Origin of the sequence: Pseudomonas sp. SG-MS2 (genome assembly GCF_009933855.1) — a bacterium.
Taxonomy (GTDB): Bacteria; Pseudomonadota; Gammaproteobacteria; order Pseudomonadales; family Pseudomonadaceae; genus Aquipseudomonas; species Aquipseudomonas putida_E.
Genome location: NZ_MOMO01000236.1, coordinates 1 through 21,526 on the forward strand (window position 1 = coordinate 1; position 21,526 = coordinate 21,526).

At 59.9% G+C, this 21,526-nt stretch carries 15 protein-coding genes and 1 pseudogene; 11 read left to right on the forward strand and 5 right to left on the reverse strand.

From position 1 onward, the window contains the following. Positions 1-20 precede the first annotated feature (20 nt). The 11 genes from gyrA (at position 21) to BLX42_RS21260 (ending at position 15,770) form a co-directional block, all read left to right on the forward strand. Positions 21-2,792 carry a DNA gyrase subunit A gene (gyrA, locus tag BLX42_RS21210; protein ID WP_119688445.1) on the forward strand — a complete coding sequence of 924 codons (2,772 nt, stop codon included), beginning with the start codon at positions 21-23 and terminating at the stop codon, positions 2,790-2,792. A gap of 252 nt (positions 2,793-3,044) precedes the next feature. Continuing rightward, entirely contained in the window at positions 3,045-4,130 is a 1,086-nt protein-coding gene (gene serC / locus BLX42_RS21215) for a 3-phosphoserine/phosphohydroxythreonine transaminase (RefSeq protein ID WP_039604670.1), read from the forward strand. After that, positions 4,130-5,224, forward strand: coding sequence for a prephenate dehydratase (gene pheA / locus BLX42_RS21220; RefSeq protein ID WP_039604669.1), 1,095 nt, complete (start codon positions 4,130-4,132; stop codon positions 5,222-5,224). Before serC ends, pheA begins: the two co-directional genes overlap by 1 nt. A gap of 160 nt (positions 5,225-5,384) precedes the next feature. Next, positions 5,385-7,625, forward strand: coding sequence for a bifunctional prephenate dehydrogenase/3-phosphoshikimate 1-carboxyvinyltransferase (locus BLX42_RS21225; RefSeq protein ID WP_161872547.1), 2,241 nt, complete (start codon positions 5,385-5,387; stop codon positions 7,623-7,625). After that, positions 7,622-8,308: a (d)CMP kinase gene (cmk, locus tag BLX42_RS21230; protein ID WP_046787379.1), complete on the forward strand. Its 687-nt coding sequence runs from the start codon at positions 7,622-7,624 to the stop codon at positions 8,306-8,308. Before BLX42_RS21225 ends, cmk begins: the two co-directional genes overlap by 4 nt. A 123-nt stretch (positions 8,309-8,431) precedes the next feature. Beyond that, positions 8,432-10,108, forward strand: coding sequence for a 30S ribosomal protein S1 (gene rpsA / locus BLX42_RS21235; RefSeq protein ID WP_012313291.1), 1,677 nt, complete (start codon positions 8,432-8,434; stop codon positions 10,106-10,108). Positions 10,109-10,364: 256 nt separating this feature from the next. Continuing rightward, positions 10,365-10,661 carry an integration host factor subunit beta gene (gene ihfB / locus BLX42_RS21240; RefSeq protein ID WP_012313292.1) on the forward strand — a complete coding sequence of 99 codons (297 nt, stop codon included), beginning with the start codon at positions 10,365-10,367 and terminating at the stop codon, positions 10,659-10,661. 20 nt (positions 10,662-10,681) lie between these two features. Further along, positions 10,682-10,945: a lipopolysaccharide assembly protein LapA domain-containing protein gene (locus BLX42_RS21245; RefSeq protein ID WP_039601301.1), complete on the forward strand. Its 264-nt coding sequence runs from the start codon at positions 10,682-10,684 to the stop codon at positions 10,943-10,945. A gap of 104 nt (positions 10,946-11,049) precedes the next feature. Further along, positions 11,050-12,498, forward strand: a complete 1,449-nt coding sequence (locus BLX42_RS21250; RefSeq protein ID WP_161872548.1) for an MBL fold metallo-hydrolase RNA specificity domain-containing protein — start codon at positions 11,050-11,052, stop codon at positions 12,496-12,498. A 322-nt stretch (positions 12,499-12,820) separates the two neighbouring features. Further along, the gene (locus BLX42_RS21255; RefSeq protein ID WP_161872549.1) at positions 12,821-14,263 is read left to right on the forward strand and encodes a mannose-1-phosphate guanylyltransferase/mannose-6-phosphate isomerase; all 1,443 of its coding nucleotides are present in this window, start codon (positions 12,821-12,823) and stop codon (positions 14,261-14,263) included. Between the two features lie 130 nt (positions 14,264-14,393). Beyond that, positions 14,394-15,770 (forward strand): phosphomannomutase/phosphoglucomutase, encoded by a 1,377-nt coding sequence (locus BLX42_RS21260; RefSeq protein ID WP_046787376.1) that lies wholly within the window; start codon positions 14,394-14,396, stop codon positions 15,768-15,770. A 735-nt stretch (positions 15,771-16,505) separates the two neighbouring features. Here BLX42_RS21260 and rfbC read toward each other — a convergent pair. From rfbC to BLX42_RS21285, 5 genes and pseudogenes are all read right to left on the reverse strand, one after another. Further along, positions 16,506-16,881, reverse strand: a pseudogene (rfbC, locus tag BLX42_RS21265) (dTDP-4-dehydrorhamnose 3,5-epimerase); the annotation flags it as partial. Then, entirely contained in the window at positions 16,881-17,762 is an 882-nt protein-coding gene (rfbA, locus tag BLX42_RS21270) for a glucose-1-phosphate thymidylyltransferase RfbA (protein ID WP_046787375.1), read from the reverse strand. The pseudogene rfbC and the gene rfbA, both read right to left, overlap by 1 nt. A gap of 9 nt (positions 17,763-17,771) precedes the next feature. Next, positions 17,772-18,677 carry a dTDP-4-dehydrorhamnose reductase gene (gene rfbD, locus BLX42_RS21275; protein WP_161872550.1) on the reverse strand — a complete coding sequence of 302 codons (906 nt, stop codon included), beginning with the start codon at positions 18,675-18,677 and terminating at the stop codon, positions 17,772-17,774. Then, positions 18,674-19,774 carry a dTDP-glucose 4,6-dehydratase gene (gene rfbB / locus BLX42_RS21280; RefSeq protein WP_046787373.1) on the reverse strand — a complete coding sequence of 367 codons (1,101 nt, stop codon included), beginning with the start codon at positions 19,772-19,774 and terminating at the stop codon, positions 18,674-18,676. Before rfbB ends, rfbD begins: the two co-directional genes overlap by 4 nt. Before the next feature lie 703 nt (positions 19,775-20,477). Beyond that, entirely contained in the window at positions 20,478-21,458 is a 981-nt protein-coding gene (locus BLX42_RS21285; protein WP_046787372.1) for an IS5 family transposase, read from the reverse strand. Between the last annotated feature and the right edge of the window lie 68 nt (positions 21,459-21,526).

Below are 21,526 nucleotides of genomic sequence, written 5' to 3' on the forward strand. Positions count from 1 at the left end.
AAAAAGGAATCAGGCTTCTCATGGGCGAACTGGCCAAAGAAATCCTCCCGGTCAATATCGAAGACGAACTGAGACAGTCTTACCTCGACTACGCGATGAGCGTGATTGTCGGGCGAGCGCTGCCCGATGCACGTGACGGCTTGAAGCCCGTGCATCGTCGCGTTCTCTTTGCGATGAGCGAACTGGGCAACGACTGGAACAAGCCGTACAAGAAATCCGCCCGTGTGGTCGGTGACGTGATCGGTAAGTACCACCCGCACGGCGACACTGCGGTCTACGACACCATCGTGCGTATGGCCCAGCCATTCTCGCTGCGCTACCTGCTGGTCGACGGCCAGGGCAACTTCGGTTCGGTCGACGGCGACAACGCCGCGGCGATGCGATACACCGAAGTGCGCATGGCCAAGCTGGCCCACGAGCTGCTGGCCGACCTGCACAAGGAAACCGTCGACTGGGTGCCCAACTACGACGGCACCGAGCAGATCCCGGCGGTCATGCCCACCCGCATCCCCAACCTGCTGGTCAACGGTTCCAGCGGTATCGCCGTGGGCATGGCGACCAATATTCCGCCGCACAACCTCGGTGAAGTCATCGACGGCTGCCTGGCGCTGATCGACAACCCGGAAGTCACCGTCGACGAGCTGATGCAGTTCATCCCCGGCCCCGACTTCCCGACTGCCGGCATCATCAACGGCCGCCAGGGCATCATCGAGGCGTACCGTACCGGCCGTGGCCGCATCTACATGCGTGCGCGCTCCGAGATCGAAGACATCGACAAGGTCGGTGGCCGCCAGCAGATCGTCGTCACCGAGCTGCCGTACCAGCTGAACAAGGCGCGCCTGATCGAGAAGATCGCCGAGCTGGTCAAAGACAAGAAGATCGAAGGCATCACCGAGCTGCGCGACGAGTCCGACAAGGACGGCATGCGCATCGTCATCGAGCTGCGCCGCGGCGAGGTGCCGGAGGTGGTGCTCAACAACCTCTACCAGCAAACCCAGCTGCAGAGCGTGTTCGGCATCAACGTGGTGGCACTGATCGACGGCCGCCCGCGCGTGCTCAACCTCAAGGACCTGCTCGAAGCGTTCGTCCGCCACCGCCGTGAAGTGGTCACGCGCCGTACCGTGTTCGAGCTGCGCAAGGCCCGTGAACGTGGCCATATCCTTGAAGGCCAGGCGGTCGCGCTGTCCAACATCGACCCGGTCATCGCGCTGATCAAGGCTTCGCCGACGCCGTCCGAAGCCCGGGAAGCGCTGATTGCCACTGCCTGGGAATCCAGTGCCGTGCAGGTCATGGTCGAGCGCGCCGGCGCCGATTCCTGCCGCCCTGAAGACCTGCCCGAGCAATACGGCCTGCGCGATGGCAAGTACTACCTGTCGCCGGAACAGGCCCAGGCGATCCTCGACCTGCGCCTGCACCGCCTGACCGGCCTGGAGCACGAGAAGCTGCTGGCCGAGTACCAGGAAATCCTCGAGCAGATCGGCGAACTGATCCGCATCCTCAGCAGCGCCGAGCGCCTGATGGAAGTGATCCGCGAAGAACTCGAAGCGATCCGCGCCGAATACGGCGATGCGCGCCGCACCGAGATTCTCAACGCCAGCCACGACCTCAACTACGGCGACATGATCCCGGAAGAAGAGCGCGTGGTGACCATCTCCCACGGTGGCTATGCCAAGACCCAGCCGTTGTCCGCTTACCAGGCCCAGCGCCGTGGCGGCAAAGGCAAATCGGCGACCGGCGTGAAGGACGAGGACTACATCGAGCACCTGCTGGTCGCCAACAGCCACGCCACCCTGCTGCTGTTCTCCAGCAAGGGCAAGGTGTACTGGAAGAAGACCTACGAGATCCCTGAGGCATCCCGCGCCGCGCGTGGCCGCCCGCTGGTCAACCTGCTGCCGCTGGAGGAGGGTGAGCGCATCACCGCCATGCTGCAGATCGACCTCGAGGCCCTGCAGCAGAGCGCCGACCCGGATGAAGAGCTGGAAGACGGCGACGAGGGCGTGATCGAAGGTGAAGTGGTCGAAGTAGAAGAAATCGACGAAGAAGACGGCGACACCCCTGAGTGGGTGGCCGAGCCGACCGGCGCGTACATCTTCATGGCCACCGCTTCCGGTACCGTCAAGAAAACCCCGCTGGTGCAGTTCGCCCGTCCGCGCTCCAATGGCCTGATCGCCCTGAAGCTGAAGGAAGGCGACACCCTGATCGCTGCGGCAATCACCGACGGCGCCAAGGAAGTCATGATGTTCTCCGACGCCGGCAAGGTGATCCGCTTCGCCGAGAGCGTGGTGCGTGAAATGGGCCGTACCGCCCGTGGTGTGCGCGGCATGAAGCTGGGCAAGGGGCAGCAGATCATCTCGATGCTGATCCCGGAGTCTGGTGCGCAGATCCTTACCGCGTCCGAGCGTGGCTTCGGCAAGCGTACCCCGCTGTCCAAGTTCCCGCGCCGCGGCCGTGGTGGCCAGGGCGTGATCGCCATGGGTACCAAGGGGCGCAATGGCCTGCTGATCGGTGCTATCCAGGTGCAGGAAGGTGAAGAGATCATGCTGATCTCCGACCAGGGCACGCTGGTGCGCACACGGGTTGGCGAGGTATCCAGCCTGAGCCGTAACACCCAGGGCGTAACCCTGATCAAGCTGGCCGCAGACGAAACGCTGGTAGGCCTGGAGCGTATCCAGGAACCTTCCGAGGAAGAACTCGACGAACTGGTCGGGGCGGACGAGGAGGGCGTGGAGCTCGATGCGCCGGAAGCGGCGGACGATGACAATGCCGGCGCCGAAGAGGCACCGCAAGAGTAAGCAAGCGCAACAACCCGAACGGGGCGACCAAGGTCGCCCCGTTTGACTGATTACAGCAGGCAACAGCAGGACCTGCCTTTTTTTGGGGCGGCCTTGTGTCGTGAAAGGGTCGCCTGGCGGTCCCAGGGTTAAGCAGCGCAATAACTATCGCGGGGGCTGCTGCGCAGCCCTTTCGCGACACGAGGCCGCTCCTACAGGGGTGCGCGGCCTGCAACAAACGATTTTGTTCTATTTGGCAGAGCGAGAGTGGATGTGAGCAAACGAGCCTTTAACTTCTGCGCAGGCCCTGCCGCGCTTCCTGAAGCTGTCCTGCAGCGCGCCCAGGCCGAAATGCTGGACTGGCATGGCAAGGGCTTGTCGGTGATGGAAATGAGCCATCGCAGCGACGATTACGTGGCCATTGCCGAAAAGGCCGAGCAGGACCTGCGTGACCTGCTGTCCGTCCCCTCCAACTACAAAGTCCTGTTCCTGCAGGGCGGTGCCAGCCAGCAGTTCGCCGAAATCCCGCTGAACCTGCTGCCGGAGAACGGCACTGCCGACTACGTCGAAACCGGCATCTGGTCGAAAAAGGCCATCGAAGAAGCGCGCCGTTTCGGCAACGTCAACGTCGCCGCCAGTGCCAAGCCATACGACTACCTGGCCATCCCTGGCCAGAACGAGTGGCAACTGACCAAGAACGCAGCGTACGTCCACTACGCCTCCAACGAGACCATCGGCGGCCTGCAGTTCGACTGGGTGCCGCAAACCGGTGACGTTCCGCTGGTGGTCGACATGTCCTCCGACATCCTCTCGCGCCCGATCGACGTGTCGCAGTACGGCCTGATCTATGCCGGCGCGCAGAAGAACATCGGCCCGAGCGGCCTGGTGGTGGTGATCGTCCGTGAAGACCTGCTGGGCCACGCCCGCAGCAGCTGCCCGACCATGCTCGACTACAAGGTCTCGGCCGACAACGGTTCGATGTACAACACTCCTGCCACCTATTCCTGGTACCTCTCGGGCCTGGTTTTCGAGTGGCTCAAGGAGCAGGGTGGCGTCGACGCCATGGAGCAACGCAACCGCGCCAAGAAGGACCGCCTGTACGGGTTCATCGACGCCAGCGAGTTCTACACCAACCCGATCAGCCACAACGCCCGTTCGTGGATGAACGTGCCGTTCCGCCTGGCCGATGAGCGCCTGGACAAGGCCTTCCTGGCCGGCGCCGATGCCCGTGGCCTGCTCAACCTCAAGGGCCACCGCTCGGTGGGCGGCATGCGCGCTTCCATCTACAACGCCCTGGGCTTGGACGCTGTCGAGGCGCTGGTGGCCTACATGGCCGAATTCGAGAAGGAGCACGGCTGATGTCCGAACATGAGCTCAAGGCGCTGCGCGTACGCATCGATAGCCTCGACGAGAAAATCCTCGAGCTGATCAGCGACCGCGCCCGCTGCGCCCAGGAAGTGGCCAAGGTCAAGACCGCCTCGCTGGCCGAAGGCGAGCAGCCGGTGTTCTACCGCCCTGAGCGTGAAGCTGCCGTGCTCAAGCGCGTGATGGAGCGCAACAAGGGGCCGCTGGGCAACGAAGAGATGGCGCGGTTGTTCCGCGAGATCATGTCGTCCTGCCTGGCCCTCGAAGAGCCGCTGAAAATCGCCTACCTGGGGCCGGAAGGCACCTTTACCCAGGCTGCGGCCATGAAGCACTTCGGCCACGCCGTGATCAGCCGCCCGATGGCTGCCATCGACGAAGTGTTCCGCGAAGTGGCGGCCGGCGCCGTCAATTTCGGCGTGGTGCCGGTGGAAAACTCCACCGAGGGTGCGGTCAGCCACACCCTGGACAGCTTCCTTGAGCACGACATGGTGATCTGTGGCGAAGTCGAGCTGCGCATTCACCATCACTTGCTGGTGGGCGAAAGCACCAAGACTGACAGCATCACCCGCATCTACTCGCATGCCCAATCGCTGGCCCAGTGCCGCAAATGGCTGGACGCGCACTACCCGAACGTGGAACGCGTGGCGGTGTCGAGCAATGCCGAGGCCGCCAAGCGGGTCAAGGGCGAGTGGAATTCGGCGGCGATCGCCGGCGACATGGCCGCAAACCTGTACGGGTTGACCCGCCTGGCCGAGAAGATCGAAGACCGCCCGGACAACTCCACGCGCTTCTTGATGATCGGCAACCAGGAAGTGCCGCCGACCGGTGACGACAAGACCTCGATCATCGTTTCGATGAGCAACAAGCCAGGTGCCCTGCACGAACTGCTGGTGCCGTTCCACGACAACGGCATCGACCTGACCCGCATCGAGACCCGCCCGTCGCGCAGTGGCAAGTGGACCTACGTGTTCTTCATCGACTTCGTAGGCCACCACCGCGACCCACTGATCAAGGCCGTGCTGGAGAAGATCAGCCAAGAGGCTGTGGCGCTGAAGGTACTGGGCTCGTATCCAAAGGCGGTGCTTTGATTCAAGGTTGTTGGGGGCGCTTTGCGCCCCATCGCGACGCAAGGCCGCTCCTACAGGCGTCTGCAATCCCTTGTAGGAGCGGCCTTGTGTCGCGATGGGCTGCAAAGCAGCCCCCTGCGGTCCCAAAGACTGTCGTGATTTCTGAACAGGGTTCGTACCAGTGGTAAATGCAGCAAAAAACAACCCCGCACCGCTCATCGGCCGCCTCGTCGTCGTAGGCCTGGGCCTGATCGGCGGCTCCTTCGCCAAAGGCCTGCGTGAAAGCGGCCTGTGCCGCGAAGTGGTCGGCGTCGATCTGGATGCCCCTTCACGCAAGCAAGCTGTGGCCCTGGGTGTGGTCGACCGCTGCGAAGAAGACCTCGCCGCCGCCTGTGTCGGCGCCGACGTCATCCAGCTGGCGGTACCGATCCTGGCCATGGAAAAGCTGCTGGCGCGCCTGGCGCAACTGGACCTGGGCAGCGCCGTCATCACTGACGTCGGCAGCGCCAAAGGCAATGTGGTGCGTGCTGCGCGTGAGGTGTTCGGCGACCGCCTGCGCCACTTCGTGCCCGGCCACCCCATCGCCGGCTCCGAGCAGAGCGGGGTAGAGGCTTCCAACGCCACCCTGTTCCGCCGCCACAAGGTCATCCTCACGCCGCTGCCCGAAACCGACCCCGCCGCCCTGGCCCTGGTCGACCGCCTGTGGCGTGCCCTGGATGCCGACGTGGAGCACATGCCGGTAGAGCGCCACGACGAAGTGCTGGCCGCCACCAGCCACTTGCCGCACCTGCTGGCCTTCGGCCTGGTCGATTCATTGGCCAAGCGCAATGAAAACCTTGAGATCTTCCGGTACGCTGCCGGTGGTTTCCGCGATTTCACCAGAATCGCCGGCAGCGACCCGACCATGTGGCATGACATCTTCCTCGCCAACCGCGAGGCTGTCCTGCGCACCCTGGACACTTTTCGCAGCGACCTCGACGCCTTGCGCGACGCGGTCGATGCAGGGGACGGGCACCAGTTGCTGGGTGTATTCACCCGCGCTCGGGTTGCCCGCGAGCATTTCAGTAAAATCTTGGCCCGCCGGGCCTATGTGGACGCTATGAACGCCAACGATCTGATTTTCCTGGCCCAACCGGGTGGCCGCCTGACCGGGCGAATCCGCGTACCGGGCGACAAGTCGATTTCCCACCGTTCGATCATGCTCGGCTCCCTGGCCGAAGGCACGACCGAAGTCGAAGGCTTCCTCGAAGGTGAGGACGCCCTGGCGACCCTTCAGGCTTTCCGTGACATGGGGGTGGTCATCGAAGGCCCGAACCACGGCCGCGTGACCATCCACGGTGTTGGCCTGCACGGCCTCAAGCCACCACCCGGGCCGATCTACGTGGGTAACTCCGGCACCTCCATGCGCCTGCTCTCGGGCCTGCTGGCCGGTCAGTCGTTCGACGTGACCATGACCGGCGACGCCTCGCTGTCCAAGCGCCCGATGAACCGCGTGGCCAACCCGCTGCGCGAAATGGGCGCGGTGGTCGAAACCGGTCCGGACGGCCGCCCACCACTGACCATTCGCGGTGGCCACACGCTCAAGGCGCTGACCTACACGCTGCCGATGGCCAGTGCCCAGGTCAAATCCTGCCTGCTGCTGGCCGGCCTGTACGCCGAAGGCAAAACCACCGTAACCGAGCCTGCGCCCACCCGTGACCATACCGAGCGCATGCTGCGCGGCTTCGGCTATGCGGTGGAGTCCAACGGCCCGGTGGCTTCGCTGCAGTCCGGCGGCAAGCTCACCGCCACCCGCATCGAAGTGCCCGCAGACATCTCCTCGGCTGCGTTCTTCCTGGTGGCAGCATCCATTGCCCAGGGCTCCGAGCTGGTGCTCGAACATGTCGGCATCAACCCGACCCGCACCGGTGTCATCGACATCCTGCGCCTGATGGGCGGCGACATCACCCTGGAAAACCAGCGTGAAGTCGGCGGCGAGCCAGTGGCTGACCTGCGTGTGCGCGGTGCCAAGCTCAAGGGTATCGATATCCCTGAGCACCTGGTGCCGCTGGCCATCGACGAATTCCCGGTGCTGTTCGTGGCTGCTGCCTGTGCCGAAGGGCGTACCGTGCTGCGTGGCGCCGAAGAGCTGCGGGTGAAAGAGTCCGACCGTATCCAGGTAATGGCCGACGGCCTGATCGCCCTGGGCGTGAAGTGCGAGCCGACCCCCGACGGCATCATCATCGACGGCGGCCAGATTGGCGGTGGCGAAGTGCATGGCCACGGCGACCACCGTATCGCCATGGCCTTCAGCGTTGCCTCGCTGCGCGCCAGCGCGCCAATCCGCATCCATGATTGCGCCAACGTCGCCACCTCGTTCCCCAACTTCCTCGCGCTGTGCGCCGAAGTGGGTATCCGCGTGGCAGAAGAGGGCAAGTCGTGAATCTGCAAGCGCCGGTCATCACCATCGATGGCCCGAGCGGCTCGGGCAAGGGCACCGTCGCAGGCCTGTTGGCGCGCGAACTGGGCTGGCGGCTGCTGGATTCCGGCGCGCTTTACCGCCTGCTGGCGTTCAACGCCAGCAACCACGGTGTCGACCTGACCAACGAAGAGCTGCTCAAGGCCCTGGCCGCCCATCTGGATGTGCAGTTCATCGCCGCCGAGCCGGGTAAGCTGCAACAGATCATTCTCGAAGGTGAGGACGTCAGCAATGTCATCCGCACCGAGACGGTCGGTGCCGGGGCGTCCATGGTGGCGTCCCTGCCGGCAGTGCGCGAAGCCCTGCTGCAGCGCCAGCGCGCGTTCCGCGAAGCGCCGGGCCTGATCGCCGATGGCCGCGACATGGGCACCGTGGTGTTCCCGGACGCGCCGCTGAAGGTGTTTTTGACCGCCAGTGCCGAGGAGCGTGCCCGTCGCCGCTACCTGCAGTTGAAGGGCAAAGGCGAAGATGTTAGTCTGTCGAGTCTGCTAGATGAGATTCGTGCGCGCGATGAGCGCGACACCCAGCGCGCAGTGGCCCCGCTCAAGCCGGCGGCCGATGCCATTCAGCTGGACTCCACGGAGCTGTCCATCGAGCAGGTGCTGCACCGTATCAGGAGCGAGCTCGCCCAGCGCGACTTGGTCTGATCGTCAGGAAAGCAGGCAGGGGCACCAGTCAACGTCCTGCCCGCTTTCCTTTACTTAACGAAACCCACATTGTCTGGAGTGTGGCGATGGGCGTCTGTTTCGCCCGAATCTACAGGAATTAAAATGAGCGAAAGCTTTGCAGAACTCTTTGAAGAAAGCCTGAAAACCCTCAATCTTCAGCCGGGTGCGATCATCTCCGGTATCGTTGTCGACATCGACGGCGACTGGGTTACCGTACACGCTGGCCTGAAGTCCGAGGGCGTCATCCCGCTCGAGCAGTTCTACAACGAAGCTGGCGAGCTGACCATCAAGGTCGGTGACGAAGTTCACGTTGCGCTGGACGCGGTCGAAGACGGCTTTGGCGAAACCAAACTGTCCCGTGAAAAAGCCAAGCGCGCCGAGTGCTGGATTGTTCTGGAAGCAGCTTTCGCCGCCGAAGAAGTGGTCAAGGGCGTTATCAACGGTAAGGTTAAGGGCGGCTTCACTGTCGACGTTAACGGCATCCGTGCGTTCCTGCCGGGCTCCCTGGTTGATGTCCGCCCTGTGCGCGACACCACCCACCTGGAAGGCAAAGAGCTGGAATTCAAGGTCATCAAGCTGGACCAGAAGCGCAACAACGTTGTCGTTTCCCGTCGCAGCGTGCTGGAAGCCGAGAACTCCGCCGAGCGCGAAGCCCTGCTGGAAACCCTGCAGGAAGGCCAGCAAGTCAAAGGTATCGTCAAGAACCTCACCGACTACGGCGCATTCGTGGACCTGGGCGGCATCGACGGCCTGCTGCACATCACCGACATGGCCTGGAAGCGCATCAAGCATCCTTCCGAAATCGTTAACGTTGGCGACGAAGTCGACGTACGCGTTCTGAAGTTCGACCGTGAGCGCAACCGCGTTTCGCTGGGTCTGAAGCAGATGGGCGAAGATCCGTGGGTTGCTATCACTGCGCGTTACCCAGAAGGTACCCGCGTGCAGGCTCGCGTTACCAACCTGACCGACTACGGCTGCTTCGCTGAGCTGGAAGAAGGCGTTGAAGGTCTGGTACACGTTTCCGAAATGGACTGGACCAACAAGAACATCCACCCGTCGAAAGTCGTTCAGGTTGGCGACGAAGTGGAAGTCATGGTTCTGGACATCGACGAAGAGCGTCGTCGTATCTCCCTGGGCATCAAGCAGTGCAAGTCCAACCCATGGGAAGACTTCTCCGGCCAGTTCAACAAGGGTGACAAGATCACCGGTACCATCAAGTCGATCACCGACTTCGGTATCTTCATCGGCCTGGACGGCGGCATCGATGGCCTGGTTCACCTGTCCGACATCTCCTGGAACGAAACCGGCGAAGAAGCCGTACGTCGTTTCAAGAAGGGCGACGAGCTGGAAACCGTCATCCTGTCGGTTGACCCAGAGCGCGAGCGTATCTCCCTGGGCATCAAGCAGCTGGAAGACGATCCGTTCTCCAACTTCGTTGCTGTCAACGACAAGGGCGCTATCGTCAAGGGCATCGTGAAAGAAGTTGACGCCAAAGGCGCCATCGTCACCCTGGCCGACGACATCGAAGCCACTCTGAAAGCTTCCGAAATCAGCCGTGACCGCGTTGAAGACGCGCGTAACGTTCTGAAGGAAGGCGAAGAGATCGAAGCCAAGATCATCAGCGTTGACCGCAAGTCGCGCGTGATCAGCCTGTCGATCAAGTCGAAAGACGACGCTGAAGAGCGTGAAGCCATCCAGAGCCTGAAAAACGCTCCGGAAGCGGCTGCCGATACCACCATGGCTGCGCTGCTGCGCGAAGCAATGGCCAAGCAGAACTAAGTTCTGTTTGATCGGTGTAAAAAAAGGGTGGCCTTCGGGCCACCCTTTTTTTATCCAAAATTTCCCCAAGCCTCACGCTACCCCCTGTAGGAGCCGGCTTGCCGGCGATGGCCTGCAGCGCAGGCCCAAGCTTATTTCCTAACACTCCATTCTTGAATTTTTTTATTAAGTCAAGAACCACCCTGTTCAAATCCCTCCCAGCGTGCTACAAACTGATTAAGCAATGATCTAGCTGCTTGATAACGAAGGGAAAAATATGACGAAGTCGGAGCTGATCGAACGTATTGTCACCCATCAAGGGCTGCTCTCGTCCAAGGATGTGGAGCTGGCCATCAAGACCATGCTTGAACAGATGTCCCAATGCCTGGCCACCGGAGATCGCATCGAGATCCGCGGCTTTGGCAGCTTCTCTTTGCACTATCGCGCTCCACGCGTAGGGCGCAACCCCAAGACCGGCCAGTCGGTCGAGCTGGAAGGCAAGTTCGTTCCGCACTTCAAGCCCGGCAAAGAGCTGCGTGATCGCGTCAATGAAGAAGAGCACGAGCACCCCTGACCGATGAAGGAGCCAGTCTGATGCGTAACCTCAAGCGCGCCCTGGCGGCGTTGTTCGTGCTGCTGCTGGCGGCGGTGGTGCTGTTCTTCGTGCTGGAGAACCAGCAGGCCGTGGCACTCGTGCTGTTTGGCTGGTCGGCGCCCGAGTTGCCGGTTGCGGTACCGGTGCTGGCGGCCCTGGTAGTAGGCCTGGCGATTGGCCCGCTGTTGGGCGCCTACGGCGTACAGCGCAGCAAACGCAAGATTCGCGCCTCGGCCAGGCAGGCAGCGCTGGAAGGTAAGTGATGAATAATCCTACTTCCATTTAGGAATCCCTCACCTGTGCATGCGCCTTTGGAAATGAAGTAATACCTGCTTCATTTTCCCTGCCCAGGCGAGCGTGCAGCAGTATGGAATATCCCATCCTTTCCCATCACGGTGGCACCCGCGGTGTAACCGGTTCTTGTCACCAGCTTCACCTTGATGAAGCGCAAAGCCTGTTGGTCGATTGTGGTCTGGAGCAAGGTGCAGATGCTGCACCAGGTGCCGAACTCGCACCGATCGGTTTCGATATCGGCGGTATCCAGGCGCTGATCATTACCCATGTCCACCTCGACCATGTCGGCCGCATCCCCGCCTTGCTGGCTGCGGGTTTTCGTGGGCCAATCCTGTGCAGCGAACCCTCGGCGAAGCTGCTGCCCCTGGTGCTCGAGGATGCCTACAAGCTCGGTATCAGCTCGGACCCGGTTCAGGTAGACCGCTACCTCGCCTTGTTGCAGCGGCTGGTGGTCGCCCTACCTTTCGAACAGTGGCACACCGTGGTCGAAAGTCGGGGTGTGGCCTGTTCCGTGCGCCTTCAGCGTGCCGGGCACCTGCTCGGTTCAGCCTATGTTGAATGCGATGTGCGCTACCCGGGCGTAGAACCCAGTACGCGGGTGGTGTTCTCGGGCGACCTTGGCGCCCCTTGCAATCCGCTATTGCGCGCCGTTCAGCCGCCAGAGCGCGCGGACGTTCTGGTGCTGGAGAGCACCTATGGCGACAGGCTGCATGCGCCCCGCCACGACAGGCAGCAGCGGCTGGAGGCGGTTATCGACCGCGCGCTGGCGGACAACGGCACCATCCTCATTCCCGCTTTCAGCTTGGGGCGTACCCAAGAGCTGCTGTATGAGATCGAGGACATCCTCCATCGCAAGTCCCTGCTCAATAAAGGCAAAGTGAACGAGGCGAGCGCGCCAGAGCTGGGGGTGAACTGGTCCCGCTTGCCGATCATTCTCGATTCGCCACTGGCGCAGCGCATAACCAAGGCCTATTCGGAGTTGCACGCATACTGGAATGCCGAAGCCAGGCAGCGGCTCGGGGAGGGCAGGGACCCGCTCGGCTTCGGTCAGCTGCTGTGCGTTGATACCCATGCCAAGCATCAGCAGGTGTTCAACTACCTCAAGAGCACGGGGCGGCCAGCCATTGTCATTGCCGGCAATGGCATGTGTTCCGGCGGGCGGATCGTCAACTACCTCAAGGCGATGCTCGGTGATCCGCGGCATGAAGTGGTGTTTGTGGGGTATCAGGCCAAGGGCACGCCTGGGGCGGTGATACAGGCGAGTGAGGGTGCAGAAGGTTTTGTGCAGCTCGATCTGGATGGGCAGATGTACGAGCTGCGCGCAAAAGTCATCACGTTGGGCGGCTACTCGGGCCACGCTGATCAGAGCGGGTTGGTAAAGTTTGTTGAAGGTATACCCTGCCCACCGAAGAGTGTGGTTTTAGTGCATGGCGAGCAACGTGCCAAAACAGCCCTTAAATATGAGTTGGAACGCCGGGTTTCGGAATCGAACCGATCAACGGCTTATTTTATTGCGCAATAGGCCGGTCGTTCACTGAACATTGACAAACAATGTTGTCTGATGAGCGCCACGCGTTCTTGCAGGGCGCTTACAGGTGCTGGCAATTCGCTCCCAACATCCGGCTAGACGCCGCATTTACTGCGCCTGCCAGACAAGCTACCGGGAAAAATCTCTGGTATTCTACTGGCCGAAGCTTGCGTCTTGAGCCTATGGATGGCCAGGGAATAAATACGCTGGGCGCGCACATTTAGCGCCGCTACGGCTGTCGTGGCGGCGATCAGAAATAAGACACATGCAGGTTCCCTGAGGTTGACAACTTCAAGTGGCCGTTAAGGACTCGATTATGGAATTGATCCCGGTAATTCTATCCGGTGGCGTTGGTAGCCGTTTGTGGCCAGTATCGCGGGAGGCTCACCCTAAGCCTTTCATGACCCTGCCAGACGGGCAGAACCTGATCCAGAAGACCTTCCAGCGTGCCGCGCGCCTGGAAGGCGTGGTTGAAGTGCTGACCGTTACCAACCGTGAACTCCTGTTCAAGACTGAAGACGAATACCGCGGCATCAATACCCAGAACCTTGCCCAGGGTTACATCCTCGAGCCCTTTGGCCGCAACACCGCCGCTGCAGTCGCTGCGGCTGCGCTGCAGTTGCAAGAGGCCCATGGGCCGCAGGCCTACATGCTGGTTCTGGCCGCCGACCACCTTATCCAGAACGAAGCAGCCTTCGCCGAAGCGGTTGGCAAGGCCGTGCACCTGGCCGGCGAGGGCTGGTTAGTCACCTTCGGCATCAAGCCACAATATCCGGAAACCGGCTTCGGCTACATCGAAGCGGCCGCTGGTGGCGCGCTGGAAGGTGGCCTGAAGGTCGAACGCTTCGTTGAAAAGCCCGACCTCAAAACCGCTGAGTCCTATGTCAATGCCGGCAACTATTTCTGGAACGCGGGCATGTTCTGCTTCCAGGTCGGTACCGTGATCGAGGAGTTCAAGGCCCACGCCCCGGACGTGCTCGATGCCGTTGCGCAAACCCTCGAAGCCTCCCGCCGCTCGAGCTCCAAGGGTTACAGCTGCCTGGCACTTGATGCCGACAGCTTTGCCAGTGTGCCCGACATCTCCATCGACTACGCCCTGATGGAGCGTTCGCAGAAAGTCGCAACCATCCCGTGCGACATCGGCTGGAGCGACATCGGCTCGTGGAACGCGGTCAGCGAGCTGACCCCCCCGGACGAGAACGGCAACCGCTTCGAAGGCGAAGTGATGGCCTATGGCGCAAGCAACAACTACGTCAACTCCGAAGACCGCCTGGCTGCTCTGGTCGGCGTTCAGGACCTGCTGGTGGTCGATACCCCCGATGCGCTGCTGATTGCGCACAAGGACCACGCCCAGGACGTCAAACACATCGTCAAGCGCCTGAAAAGCGACGGCCACGCTGCCCACCTGCTGCACCAGACCGTGCATCGCCCGTGGGGTACCTACACCACGCTCGAAGACGGCGAGCGCTTCAAGATCAAGCGCATCGTGGTCAAGCCCAAGGCGTCGCTTTCGCTGCAGATGCACCATCATCGCAGCGAACACTGGATCGTGGTCAGCGGCATGGCAGTAGTGGTCAACGATGACCAGGAGCTGATGCTCAACACCAATGAGTCCACCTTCATTCGTGCCGGCCACAAACACCGTTTGGAAAACCCAGGTGTCATAGACCTGGTCCTGATCGAAGTGCAGAGCGGTGACTACCTCGGCGAAGACGACATCGTCCGCTTCGAGGACAAATACGGTCGTTGCAACGCCTGATAGCAGGCCTTCCCATCGGCCCGTGAGCGCCTCGCCGAGGCCACGGGCCGATTTTCATGCGGCTATTCAATCGCCGACCATCCCCTTCCAGACGGTGGCTGCCCAGGCGGCGCCGCATCGAGAGAGATGTATGTACGCACCTATCCAGACCCGCTGTTTCAAAGCCTATGACATCCGCGGCCAAGTGCCGACCGACCTCAACGACGACATTGCCTACCGCATTGGCCGCGCCCTGGTGGCCCAGCTGGGCGGGCGCAGTTACGTGGTCGGCCGCGACATGCGCCTGGAAAGCCCCGGCCTGTCCCGTGCCCTGATGAAGGGCCTGACCGAAGGCGGCGCCGATGTGATCGACATCGGCCTGTGCGGTACCGAAGAAGTCTACTTCGCCACCAGCCATTACCAGGCCGATGGCGGCATCATGGTCACCGCCAGCCACAACCCCAAGGGTTACAACGGCATGAAGCTGGTGCGCGAGCAGTCGCGTCCGATCAGCGGCGACACCGGCCTGAACGACATCCGCCAGCGTGTCGAAGCCGGCGACCTCGGCACCCAGGCCGCCACCCCTGGCAGCGTGCGCGAGGCGTTCGACAAGACCGCTTACATCGACCACCTGCTGACCTACGTCAACTTGTCGGCCCTCAAGCCCCTCAAGGTGCTGGCCGACCCGGGCAATGGCGCCGTGGGCCCGGTACTGGAGCTGCTCAAAGCCCGCTTGCCGCTGGCCATCACCATCATCAACGGTGAGCCGGATGGCAACTTCCCCAATGGCATTCCCAACCCACTGCTGCCAGAAAACCGCGACCTGACCCGTCAAGCCGTGCTCGACACCGGCGCCGATATGGGTATCGCGTTCGACGGCGACTTCGACCGCTGCTTCTTCTTCGACAACCAGGGCCGTTTCATCGAGGGTTACTATGTTGTCGGCCTGCTGGCTGAAATGCTGCTGGCCAAGCACCCCGGCAGCAAGATCATCCATGACCCGCGCCTGACCTGGAACACCATCGAGCAAGTCGAAGCAGCGGGCGGCATCGCCATCCAGAGCAAGACCGGCCACGCCTTCATCAAGGAGCGCATGCGCGCCGAAGACGCGGTGTATGGCGGCGAAATGAGCGCGCACCACTATTTCCGCGATTTCGCCTACTGCGACAGCGGCAATATCCCGTGGTTGCTGGTCGCCGAGCTGATGAGCGTCACCGGCAAGAGCCTGGCCCAACTGGTAGACGAGCGCATTGCCGCCTTCCCGTGCAGTGGCGAGATCAACTACGAGGTGGCTGACGTTAAGGGCAGCATCGATAAGATTCTTGCCTTCTATCTGTCCCATAATCCTCGCGTTGACCGCACCGACGGAATCAGTGTTGAATTTAGTGCTTGGCGTTTCAGTCTGCGAGGCTCCAATACCGAGCCGTTGTTGCGACTTAATGTAGAAAGCCGTGGCGATCAAGAGGAAGTAAAAAGTAGGGTCGAAGAAATTTCTCGTTTAATTAGTGGTTGGTCATATTCCGTATGATCAAAGGAGGTGTAGAGCTATCGTCGCTTTATTGTTCCTCTAGTTATTGAGCGAGCATTTAGCAGCAGGTTGGGTTCTATTCCGGACAAGCTTGAGCTATGTAAGTATCATTGCCCGAGACTGGCTGTCTTTACTGTGCTGTGGGCCCAAACTGTCGAGGTGAGCATTGAGCTGAATTGTAAGAGAGGTTGGAGTGACTGCTAGTTAGCATAGGGCTTGCGCGCGTGCCTGCAGTTGTCTGTGTTTGTTCGGGTTGTAAGGATTGAGCTATGCTGACCTGGCCGAGTTGTAAAGTGCTAGCCGCACCGTGGTTGCTGCTTAAGGGGTAGAAGGCCATGGCGCCTCATTGATTGAGGTCGCGCAGCACTAGCTGCCAATTATTGCTCTGATATTCCCGTATTTCGAGGTTTGCCTGGGGGGTTGCTGCTTTCTTGGGGTCGGATTATCTAGCTCTGATGTTCGTGCTGTTTGGGGCGGGTAATCATACGCTTTCGGCATGAGATGCCTTCGCCACATTGGGGTGAAAATGTGGCCGGCTTCACGTCGGATTTTGAGTGCGCCGGAATCAATATGCTGACACGGCAAGCCACTGCTGTCAGAAAAAGATCAGCGAGGCGTCGCACTGAGTGAGGCCGACCTGTTCGATTGATGGGCAATTACCTAAAATAGCCAATTCCTTCAGTACAGCTATGCCGCACTGAAGGAACTGATACCGTTGATCAAGCACACGCTAGCTGTCAGAGTGATGAAGCCGTGCGCGAAACCTTCCGGAATCCATAACTGTTGCTTGTTTTTTGCCGATAGCACTGCCCCGACCCATTTGCCGAATGTTGACGATGAGCGGCGAATGTCCAATGCCACGTCGAAGACTTCGCCCTGGACTACGCGCACCAACTTGCCTTGGGCATGGGGCGACAGTTGGTAGTGTAGGTGGCGCAGAACACCCTTCGCCGAGCGTGGGTGGTTGTCCTGAGAGCGAAATCTGGCTGCAAGCTAGTGACTTCGCTGAAGACTCTGGCGTTGAAGCTCTCATAGAAAAGGCCGCAGTCATCACCGAATACTTTGGGGGTGAAAGAATGACTTCGGTGATTGCCAAAGGTATTGCGCGCATCAGAAAATCTTCAACTCAAGTAGATTACGTAGGTATTGTCCGTATCCGTTTTTCAGCAGGGGCTGGGCCAAACGTTCGACCTGTTCTGCGCTGATCCAGCCAGCGCGATATGCGATTTCTTCGGGGCAGGCGATTTTCAGGCCCTGACGACGCTCTATAGTTGCTATGTACTGGCTGGCATCCAGCAAGCTGTCGTGAGTGCCTGTGTCCAGCCAAGCATAGCCACGGCCCATGATTTCGACTTTCAGCTGTTTTTGCTGCAAGTACAGGTTGTTAAGGTCGGTGATTTCCAGCTCGCCGCGAGTAGACGGTATCAGTTGTTTAGCGAGGTCGACAACTTGATTGTCATAGAAGTACAGGCCGGTTACGGCGTAACTGGACTTAGGCGACTTTGGCTTTTCCTCGATTGACAATACGCAGCCATGCTTGTCGAACTCGGCCACGCCATAACGCTCTGGATCCTGAACGTGGTAGGCAAACATAGACGCCCCAGCATCCTGGCGGTCTGCTTTCAGCAGAAGTGCCTGGAAATCATGGCCGTAGAAAATGTTGTCGCCTAATACTAGAGCGGACGGATCATTGCCGATGAAGTCGGCGCCGATCGTGAATGCTTGCGCCAAGCCGTCAGGGCTCGGTTGCACGGCATAAGTAATATTCAGACCCCATTGCGCGCCATCGCCCAGCAATTGCTCGAAGCGCGGCGTGTCTTGAGGTGTAGAGATGATAAGGATGTCACGAATACGTGCCAGCAGCAGCGTACTGAGCGGGTAGTAGATCATGGGTTTGTCGTATACCGGCAGAAGCTGCTTCGATACCGACAACGTGGCGGGGTGCAGGCGGGTGCCTGAACCTCCTGCCAGGATAATTCCTTTGCGCGCCATTAGCAGTCCTTAGAGCTGGATTTCGTCCAGCATACGTTGCACGCCTTGCTGCCAAGGCGGCATCTTCAGATTAAATACTTTCTCGTTTTTAGCCAAATCAAGGCGCGAATTGCGCGGCCGCAAAGCTGTGGCGGGATAATCTTCGGTGCTGATTGCCCTCACTTGGTCGGCGGCTAACTTCAGCGCGCAACCACGGCTGCTGGCATAACCGAGCACAAGCTGCGCGAAGCCGTGCCAGCTGGTTTCGCCGGCTGCGGTAAGGTGGTAGGTGCCGGCACGATGATTGGAATCCGCTAGGCTGAAAATTTGTCGGATGATGTAAGCTGTCACGTCTGCGATGAGCTCTGCGCCTGTTGGTGCGCCGAATTGGTCAGCGACTACGCTAAGTGAGTCGCGCACCTTTGCCAATCGCAGCATGGTCTTGGCGAAGTTGTGGCCCCGGGCGGCGTATACCCAGCTGGTGCGGAGAACGACAGCGCGCGCGCCGCTCTTTGCGATGGCCGTTTCGCCATCTCGCTTGGTGCGGCCATAAGCTGACAGCGGGCTGGTTGGCGCCTCTTCGGTCCACGGGGTTTCACCGCTACCGTCAAATACATAGCCAGTGGAGTAGTGGATCAACCAGGCGCCGATAGCCGCCGCTTCGCGGGCCAGTACCCCTGGCGCTTCGGGGTTGATGCGCGCCGCCAGTGCCTCTTCGGACTCTGCCATGTCTACCGCGGTGTAAGCTGCTGCATTGACGATGACGTCCGGTTTCAAAGTGCGGACTGTTGCTGCGAGTGCTTCCAAGTCATTTAGGTCACCGTTTAGGTGAGAGCTGGATTGCCGGTCCAGGGCGACAACAGTGCCCAAAGAGGCAAGGGAGCGCTGAAGCTCCCAGCCTACTTGCCCGTTTTTTCCCAAAAGAAGAATTTTCACTGTTTGCCTATATCGTACTGCTGCGCAACCCAGTCACGATAGCTGCCATTCATGACACCCGCTACCCACTGCTGATTATTCAGATACCACTCAATAGTCTTGCGAATGCCAGTTTCAAATGTTTCTGTAGGCTTCCAGCCGAGTTCACGCTCAATCTTGCGTGCATCGATAGCATAACGACGATCGTGGCCTGGGCGGTCAGTTACATAAGTGATTAGCTCGCCGTACTGAAGGACCGGCTTACCGGTCTGTTGGTTGAATACGCCACGCTGTGCGGCAGGTGCCATTACGTCAAGCAGGCTACATAGCGTCTTTACGATGTCGATATTGGACTTTTCGCTCCAGCCACCAATGTTATATGTCTGGCCGCATCTCCCAGCCTCAAGAACGCGGCGAATGCCGCTGCAGTGGTCCTCTACATACAGCCAGTCTCGGATCTGGTGGCCGTCTCCATAGACTGGCAGTGCTTTTCCTGCCAAGGCGTTGACGATCATCAGCGGAATCAACTTTTCCGGAAAATGAAACGGTCCGTAATTGTTGGAGCAGTTAGTGGTTAGTACAGGCATGCCATAAGTGTGGAAATATGACCGAACCAGGTGATCGCTGGCCGCCTTGCTGGCAGAGTAGGGGCTGTTGGGCGCATAGCTCGTGCTCTCGGTAAAGGCTGGTTCACCGGCAGCCAATGTGCCATAGACCTCATCAGTGGAGACGTGCAGGAAACGGAAGGTTGTCTTTGCAGCTCGATCTAGCTTGTTCCAGTAGCTGCGTGCGGCTTCAAGTAGGCGGAAAGTCCCTACCACGTTAGTTTCGACGAACGCTTCCGGGTCCGCGATGGACCGGTCAACGTGTGATTCGGCGGCGAAATGAATCACCGCTCTCGGGTTGTGTTCTGCAAAAAGCCGGGTGAGTAAGGAGGTATCGCCGATGTTGCCTTGGACGAACTCATGCTGTTCGTTGCCGTTCAGCGATTGCAGGTTGGCTAGGTTGCCGGCATAGGTTAGCGCATCGAGATTCAGCACCTTCTCGTCAGTATGGGTGCACCACTCGAGAACAAAGTTGGAGCCTATGAATCCGGCGCCGCCTGTGACAAGTATCATGCGTTCCCTCCATTTAGTGGCTTCGGTGTGTGGTGTATTATCGCTGGATTGGTGTCGCTAAGGGAAGGGCTTGATGAGAGGGCGTTGTCGTAATCAAGGCTGAATCTGTTGCTGGGGTTCGTTCGTGCTAGGTCCTGAGCAAAATTAGGGTGATAGGGGTGTTCGTTGAGGTGTTAAAGCAAGAGTGTAAGCATTCGCAGTTGTAAAATCTCTAATTGGAAGCTTTTGGTTTTTTATGTGTGCTTGATGATTTTTTTCATTGGCTTTTGTGCGGAGGTGGTTAGGGTGGCAGGCCTTAATTTGGGCAAGAAATTGGTGGCTACTTTATTTTACTGGGAGTGCTGGGTGCCCGCGGCGTGTCGTTGTTTCGAGGCGCCGTCGTTGATGTCGTCCTGATTCACGTCCCCACTTCGAACCAAAACAAGGACACTAAGTGCAATCCAGAGATGAACCAAGCGTAAGCGAACGGCCAGCACACCTTGCGCAAGCAAGGCCAGAATCCACTGACGCGGTAGCAGGCCCTCCTCACTGGTCTTGTGTCGGTAACGCTTCCCTAGGGATGGTCTGAAGTAGCCATGTATTTCTGGCTGACTTCAGCCCCCGCCGGTTTTGAAAGCGGCGAATCGATCAAAACCGATCAGGTTACCCGCTCATTTCTGTGTTTTTACCCGCCACGAGCACCTCGCGGCAGCCATTTCCTGCATTACAGGCGCACCTCTCCCGTATTGCTCAGTAAGTGTCGGCGTGCCATCCACAGGTTCGACAGCGCAAACCGTGTCACCAGTTGCACGGTGTTCTTCGCTAGACCACGGAAGCGCGTCTTCACATAACCGAACTGCCGTTTGATCACCCGGAACGGGTGCTCGACCTTGGCGCGCACTTGGGCCTTGGCCTTCTCGATCTTGCGCTTGGCTTTGTACAAAGGGCTGCGCTTACCCAGCTTCTTGTATGTACTGCGGCGGGCGGCAATCTGCCAGATGACCTCTCGGCCTTCATGTTCAGGGCGTTTCTCGACGCCGGTGTAACCCGCGTCGGCGCCGACCATGTTTTCCTCGCCGTGCAGCAGTTTGTCGACTTGGGTGATATCCGCCACATTGGCCGCCGTGCCCACCACGCTGTGCACCAGACCCGACTCATCATCGACACCGATGTGCGCCTTCATGCCGAAGTAGTACTGGTTACCCTTCTTGGTCTGGTGCATTTCTGGGTCGCGTTTGCCGTCCTTGTTCTTGGTCGAACTCGGCGCATTGATCAGCGTGGCATCGACAATGGTGCCTTGGCGCAACGACAGGCCTTGATCACCCAGATAGCCATTGATCACGGCCAGGATGCCAGCAGCCAGCTCGTGTTTCTCCAGCAGACGAAGGAAGTTGAGGATCGTGGTTTCGTCGGGAATGCGCTCCAGCCTCAGTCCGGCGAACTGGCGCAGGATGGTGGTCTCGTACAGCGCTTCCTCCATCGCTGGATCGCTGTAGCCAAACCAGTTCTGCATCAGATGTACGCGCAGCATCGCCATCAACGGGTAGGCCGGACGGCCACCATCACCTTTCGGGTAATGTGGCTCGATCAGGACAATCAAACCCTGCCACGGCACCACCTGATTCATCTCGATCAGGAACAACTCTTTGCGGGTCTGCTTACGCTTGCCGGCGTACTCGGCATCGGCGAAGGTCATTTGCTTCATCGGAAAACTCGGCGGGTGATTCCGGGCGTTTTGCCAAAATCAGGAAGTCTTCTTCAGGATTTTCCTAG